Annotated in this window: 5 protein-coding genes and 1 pseudogene; 3 read left to right on the forward strand and 3 right to left on the reverse strand. The window is 68.4% G+C overall.

The features are described from left to right. The first annotated feature begins 110 nt into the window (after positions 1 to 110). Positions 111 to 593, forward strand: coding sequence for a DUF1579 family protein (locus tag M2302_RS14430; protein ID WP_280838398.1), 483 nt, complete (start codon positions 111 to 113; stop codon positions 591 to 593). 82 nt (positions 594 to 675) lie between these two features. Continuing rightward, on the forward strand, positions 676 to 2,082 hold the full coding sequence (locus M2302_RS14435) for a hypothetical protein (protein WP_280838399.1): 1,407 nt from the start codon (positions 676 to 678) through the stop codon (positions 2,080 to 2,082). Here the strand turns inward: M2302_RS14435 and M2302_RS14440 are convergent. Beyond that, complete coding sequence (locus M2302_RS14440; RefSeq protein WP_280838400.1) at positions 2,039 to 2,821, reverse strand: hypothetical protein; 783 nt, start codon at positions 2,819 to 2,821, stop codon at positions 2,039 to 2,041. The genes M2302_RS14435 and M2302_RS14440 overlap by 44 nt on opposite strands. A 928-nt stretch (positions 2,822 to 3,749) precedes the next feature. Between M2302_RS14440 and M2302_RS14445 the strand changes: the two are divergent. Then, positions 3,750 to 4,192 (forward strand): annotated as a pseudogene (locus M2302_RS14445) (transposase); the annotation flags it as partial. On the opposite strand, the gene M2302_RS14450 reads toward M2302_RS14445, so the two are convergent. Then, on the reverse strand, positions 4,093 to 4,506 hold the full coding sequence (locus M2302_RS14450; protein WP_280838414.1) for a hypothetical protein: 414 nt from the start codon (positions 4,504 to 4,506) through the stop codon (positions 4,093 to 4,095). The pseudogene M2302_RS14445 and the gene M2302_RS14450 sit on opposite strands and share 100 nt — an antisense overlap. Positions 4,507 to 5,009: 503 nt before the next feature. After that, the gene (locus M2302_RS14455; RefSeq protein ID WP_280838413.1) at positions 5,010 to 5,351 is read right to left on the reverse strand and encodes a metalloregulator ArsR/SmtB family transcription factor; all 342 of its coding nucleotides are present in this window, start codon (positions 5,349 to 5,351) and stop codon (positions 5,010 to 5,012) included. Positions 5,352 to 6,173: the final 822 nt, after the last annotated feature.

The raw sequence follows: 6,173 nt of genomic DNA on the forward strand, positions 1-6,173 counted from the left end.
TCTGACACGTGGTCCCCGCGTACCGGACAGGTGATCAGCACGGATGCCCGGCCCCCCGGTGCGGCGCAGGCTGTCAGCAGACAGAGAACACCAATCAGGGAGAAAACACCATGTCGGATAACACCGAGTTTCAGATGCCCAAGCCGGACCCGGCCCTCGGACGCCTGAACTTTCTGGTCGGCACGTGGACGTTGGCTGGCTCAACCGTTCCGGGCCCGATGGGGCCGGCCACTGAGGTGACCGGCTGGGAGACCTGCGAGTGGCTCGACGGAGGCTTCTTCCTGCTCCACCGCTGGGAGACCCGCTTCGAGGTCGGCGGCCACGAGGTCCGCGACACCGGCTACGAGTTCTGTGACTACGATCCCGCGGCCGGTGAGTACCGCACCCACTTCTTCAACAGCCTCGGCCCGTACGACGCGTCCAACAGCCACTACTCCGGAGGCTTCGACGGCGACGCTCTCGTGGTCACCGGACCCGCTCGCATCACCCGCCGGCCCAACGGCGACGGCACCGTCACCGTCGACTCCGATATCCCGACCGGGGACGGCACCTGGCTGCCGATGATGTCCTACCTGCTCACCAGGTCCGCGTAGGCGATTCGTACAACCGGTTGGGCGGCGCGGGATCCCACGCCGCCCAACCCGGACCCCATTGTCCCAATCGAAGGGTAGAACGATGAACACCCAGATCAGACGGAGCATCCTCATCGGATCGCTCCTGTTCAGCGTGCTGGCCGGCGGCCACCCGGCTGTCGCCGCCGCCGCCGAGCCAGCGAGGCTGGGCAGCTACACCGGCACCATCGACGGCGCCGCCTTTCGGGTGGAGGTTCCGCGGCGATGGAATGGCACCCTGATGCTCTACAGCCACGGCTACATACCACCGGGTACCCCGCAATCCCCCGCGCATCAGATAGCGCTGGCGACCCGCCCGCAGACCCAGAACTGGTTACTTGAACACGGCTACGCGCTGGCCGCGTCGAACTACCGCAGCAGCGGGTACGCGGTCGAGGACGCGCTCAACGACCAGGTGAAGCTCCTGAACTGGTTCTCTAGGAACGTGGGACGGCCGCACCGCACAATCTCCACTGGTGCGTCGATGGGCGGCGGGATCGCCGTACGGCTGGCCGAACGCCACCCGCACCGATTCGTCGGGGTGCTCGCCCAATGCGCCGATCTGGACCAGAACGGCACGTGGAACATGGCGCTCGACCTCGCATTCACCATCAAGACCCTGCTCCCGACCGCGCACGACGTCGAGCTCGTCAACGCCCGCGACCCGGACGGCAGCCGCGATGCGCTGATCGAGGCGGCCATGCAAGCAGCGGCCACGCCCGACGGACGGGCCAGGCTGGCGCTGGCCGGGGCACTGGGCAACATTCCCGGTTGGCTGTCCGCGCACCAGCCCCGACCCACCCAACCGATCGACCGGATCACCGCGCAGGCGACGTGGATCGTCGGTGCCTACCTGTGGGGCATGGGACCCACCGCCCGCGCCGATCTGGAGCACCGAGCTGGCGGCAACCCGTCGTGGAACGTCGGGATCAACTATGACCACCAACTCGCCCGTTCGGCCCAGCGCGACCTCGTCGAGCAGGCGTACCGCGAGGCCGACCTCGACCTGAACGCCGACCTGGCGAGGCTCGCGGCCGCGCCGCGCATCGCCCCGGACCCCGTCGCCGTGCGACACATGTACCGATCCGCCGTGCCCACCGGCCGCACACCCGCCCCGGTCATCACCCTGCACGGCACCGGGGACGGCGGCGCCGTCGTCGACCAGCAACGCTGGTACGCCACCCAGGTCCGCCGCTCCGGCGACCCCGCCCGGCTACGCCAGCTCTACATCAACCGTGGCAGCCACTGCGCCTTCAACGCGGCCGAGGAAATCACCACCCTCCGGACACTGATCACAAGAATCGACACAGGCCGCTGGCCCAGCACCGAACCCGACCAGCTCAACGCCACAACGAACGCCTTCGACCCGAAGTACCACACCGTCCACGACCTCTTCAGCCAACAGGAAGCCACCATGCCACCGGCATTCACCCGACACGACCCACCGACGTGGCTACGTCCGTCCCGGTGAACCCCGCCGCCTGAACGGCTGCGCCGGCACCGACGGGTGCCGGCGCAGCGCGCTGGCCGAACCAACCATCAGCGAGAAGGGCTGCGGCACGCGTGGCTGGCGTCGCCGCCGACGGGCCGTCCCGGGCGGAGACCAGTTTGCCCCACGCCATCCACTGCTCCGGGTGCGCACCGATCCACCGTTCGAACTGACTTCCGATAGCGCGCAGGGCGCCGTCCGGGTCGTCGGGCAACGGCGAGCTGGCCCCGACGACGAGATGCCCGCCGTTTCCGGGGGCGGCGACCGCCCGGACCTCGATCCGGCGCCTGGTGGCCATGCTCAGCAGCCCGAAGGGTACGGCCAACCGGCCGCCCAGGAACGGCAGTGTGCGGACTTGCCGGGTGCCCGGATAGCTGGTGTCGACATTGGCCACGATGATGGCGTCCGAGTCCAGCCATCGCCGGATGTCGCCCGCACTCAACGTGGTGAGCAAAAGCGGGCGACCCCGTAGGCGGTCACGATACAGGTCCAGCACCGCGGGATTCCGATCGTGCACCAGGGGGTACGCCGCCCGGCCGGTCGCCTGCTCCACGAGCAGCGGCACCAGCAGGCTGTACCCGAGTTGCATCGTGACGACGAGCCGTGTCGACTCGCCGAGGGCCTCGGCCGCGCGCACGGCGTCCGGCCAGTTCACGATGGCGTCGTGGCCGCCGCTGAGGTGCAGGTCCGCTACGTCTCCGGCACCGTCGGCGATGGTCACCGAGGGGAGCGATCTCGGCTACGTTGCCGAGCGCTGTCCCGGCAAGCTGTATCGCTGATCCCCGGGGCGACAGGTGTATTGCCGGGCGGACCTCGACCTGCTCCGCAAGCGAGTCCTGCTGGCCTGACAGGGTCAATCCGATTGCGAAAAGTGGGTTAGATCCTGGATTGAACCGGCGTTGACACCACAGATCTGATGACGGTTGCCAACTGCGCGGGGCCTAGGCCCGTCGATCGGACGGACTTGCGTTGCGATACCGTCAAGGCGCCCACACCGGCGTCGAGCGGTCCGCGTCCGCCGGCCGGCGATGGTCCGCAGGGCGCCCGACGAATCCAGGGAGATACCGATGCCGGAGCCCGAGCCCGTTCAAGGCACCCACGCCGAGGATGCGGACACGCCAACCATGGCTGAGACCGAGACTGACGACCCTGCCGTTTACGCAAATCGGGCTGCCCGGCGCGCGAAGGGCAAGGTTGCCTCGCCTCAACCGCCTGGAAAGGGTCAGCGCCTCGGCGGCCGGGGTTCGGTCCAGAGCCCGCGCCAGTGGGGTAACCGCCGAAGCGGCTGATCCGTTGGTGGAGCCTTCGTCGGCACATGGCTCCCGTTGCCCGTGGCGATGGCGGGGCAGCAGGCCGTGGACATTCTTCTGGTAGTCGCCGGGGCGGACTTCCATCACGACGGGGGACAGGCAGCCTGAGGCTTAGCAGGTCCGCCGCTGAGCGCCTAGAACGCCGCCTCGCGCGCCACAGAGGTGTCAACCCACCCCAAGTTCGCGCCGACCATTTCCCGAGCCCAGTGGGGGAGCCGGGCGCTGGTAGCTGACATTTCACATGATCTTCGGTGTATGTGGCGCCCGCACCCAACCCGATCGGCAGGAAGGAACCACCCGGCGGGGTCGAGGACGAGCCCGCTGATCATGCCCTGGGCCCGGTCGCGGGGTGGCTGGACCACCAAGCCGCACCTGGCCTGTGAGCAGGGCCGCAGGCCCCTCGCGATGCTGGTGACCGGCGGGCAGCGCGGCGACAGCCACAGTTCACCCGGGTCCTGGCCAGTATCCGGGTCTCCCGGCCCGAGGGTGGCCGACCGCGCACCCGACCCGACCGGGTCCCCGCGGACAAGGCGTACAGCTCCCGCGTGAACCGGGCGCAGCTACACCGGCGCGGCATCCCGGCCACGATCCCGATCAAGATCGACCAGGCCGCCAGTCGGCGCAAGAAGGGATCGAGGGGCGGCCGGCCACCGACCTTCGACCCTCACATTTACCAACAGCGTCAAGCAGTCGAATGCGGCATCAACCAGCTCAAACGCCACCGGGCCGCGGCCACCAGGTACGACAAACTCGCCGGCCAGCAATACGGATCGGGACAGTAGCCCGTCGACTGGTTGCTGACCTCGCTGACTGGCCATCCATCCCGACGCCGCACGAAGGCGATCTCTCCGGCTGCAAGCACCTCACCGCCCGCAGCGCATGCCACGTGCTCACTGCGTCGAGCCGCAAGCCGCAGTACGCCATTGGCATCGACCACATAGGTGAACGGCTCCGCAAACTCTCGCGCATCCACCGAGTCCACCCACGAGCTGAACTCCTTCGCCGACCGGATCAGCCGGCCCTCGCCACCCTGCAACGCGACCAAAGCGATGTCCGGAGGCCCTACATAGCGATAACGCCGCCGATCACCAACCACAGCCTGACCGTATCGCCTCCTGAAACACGGCCTAGCGGTCGGCGTCGTACCAGCCGGATCAGTCTTCGCCCCACGCGTTGCCGACCCCGCTGGCGACGGCTCCGGGAAACCGCCCAACAATCACCGCAGCCACACCGCACTCGGCGGCCCACCCGCCAGCCGCATCCCCAACCTGTCGGGACAGAACACCTAGGTCGAGGGAGGGCTCACCACATCGGTCCCGCTTCGCCCGGGGCGGCGATGGCGCCGGAAACCGGGCCGCGGGAGCGTCGTCGCCGGCGCGGAGCCGGTCGAGATCGTACGCCGACAGTTCGTCGTCCCGGCGGCTTAGGACGAGCCGGCGATGCGGCCACCGCGGCACGGCGCGCGTGTCCCCAGTATGGGCGACACCGGATACGCGAGAAGCGTTCGCCGGTACGCGGATGGACGCCACGAGGCGAGGGGTGATGCCTACCGGATAGTCCTGCCAGCGCTGTTCGACGGCGCGGCCTCGACAGTGCCGCTCACCGGGTCCTCTTCGTCGCCCGTTTGCGGGGCGGCGTCAACAGCTCGGCTATCGCCGTGATTGTGGACGGCACCAGGCGGTAGTACGCCCAGACCCCGCGCTTCTCGCGCTCGAGCAGGCCGGCCTCGGTGAGGATCCGAAGGTGATGACTTACGGTGGGCTGGGAGAGATTGAGCGGCGCGGTGAGGTCAGTGACGGACGCCTCGCCCTCCGGAGCGGACTGGATCAGACTGAGCAGTCGCAGTCGGGCTGGGTCGGCGAATGCCTTCAGCACTCCCGCTAGCCGCTCGGCATCGGCACGCTTGATCGGCTCGCCAGCAAGCGGCGAGATGGCAGGCATAGCAGTTTTCGCAGTTCTCACGTCCTGCATCGTTCCACCAACACCATCGATACGCCGGCAGAACCGGACCAGTACCCCGATGGCGATCGCGAGGCCGGATGCGAGGAAGCTGAGGCCTCCCCACGACCGTGAGCAGCGGCTGGCAACCCAGTTCGAGCTCAACGTCACCCGGATCATCCGCGCCGACTTGGCGATCCTCACTCTCGCCGTGCTGGACCACCTGGTCGGGAAGGCGAGCCCGTGACGGTCATGATCTCTTCGCCCTCGCCGGCGGGTGGCTCTATCGGGGGAGCAGTCGATGCGTGTCGGTGACCTGTAGTATCCGCTGCCGCTTCTTGCAGCTCGGTCCGCTTGTTCATGGCCGGGACCGCAGTGCTCGATGTTCACCAGGTGCGCGGGTGGAGCGACAGGAGCGGGACCACCCTCCGGGGGTCGGGGAGGGGTCGGGCGCCCGGCCCCTGTCGCCTGTGGACGCTCGCACCGGGCATCCGTTCGACCTGCGTTGATCGTCCATCTGCTGCTACATCACCCAGTTGCCATGGTGCACTAGCGCACTTAAGCGCTCACAGGTTCCAGGTCGCGTGTCGCGGCCGGCTTGCTCTCGTGGCGGGGCTAGACGCCGCCGCCGATGACGGTGTCCTGAGTTCCGGCGGATGCGTAAAGTGGGCGTGGATGAGCACCGACGAGCTGTGGCACTGGCGCACCGACGTGACTGAGGGTCGGACGTTGGTGTCGCTGTCCGGTGAGATCGACCTGTCGGGTACCGACCGGCTGCGTGAGGTGTTGCGTGAACCCGACAGCCGCACCGGCGTTGTGGAAGTC

It is taken from the genome of Micromonospora sp. A200 (assembly GCF_029893845.1).
GTDB classification, from domain to species: domain Bacteria; phylum Actinomycetota; class Actinomycetes; order Mycobacteriales; family Micromonosporaceae; genus Micromonospora; species Micromonospora purpureochromogenes.

Bases quoted from the DNA above. Each gene is read 5' to 3' on its own strand.
- M2302_RS14430 (WP_280838398.1), top strand. From the start codon at position 111: ATGTCGGATAACACCGAGTTTCAGATGCCCAAGCCGGACCCGGCCCTC.
- M2302_RS14435 (WP_280838399.1), top strand. From the start codon at position 676: ATGAACACCCAGATCAGACGGAGCATCCTCATCGGATCGCTCCTGTTC.
- M2302_RS14455 (WP_280838413.1), bottom strand. From the start codon at position 5,351: ATGCCTGCCATCTCGCCGCTTGCTGGCGAGCCGATCAAGCGTGCCGAT.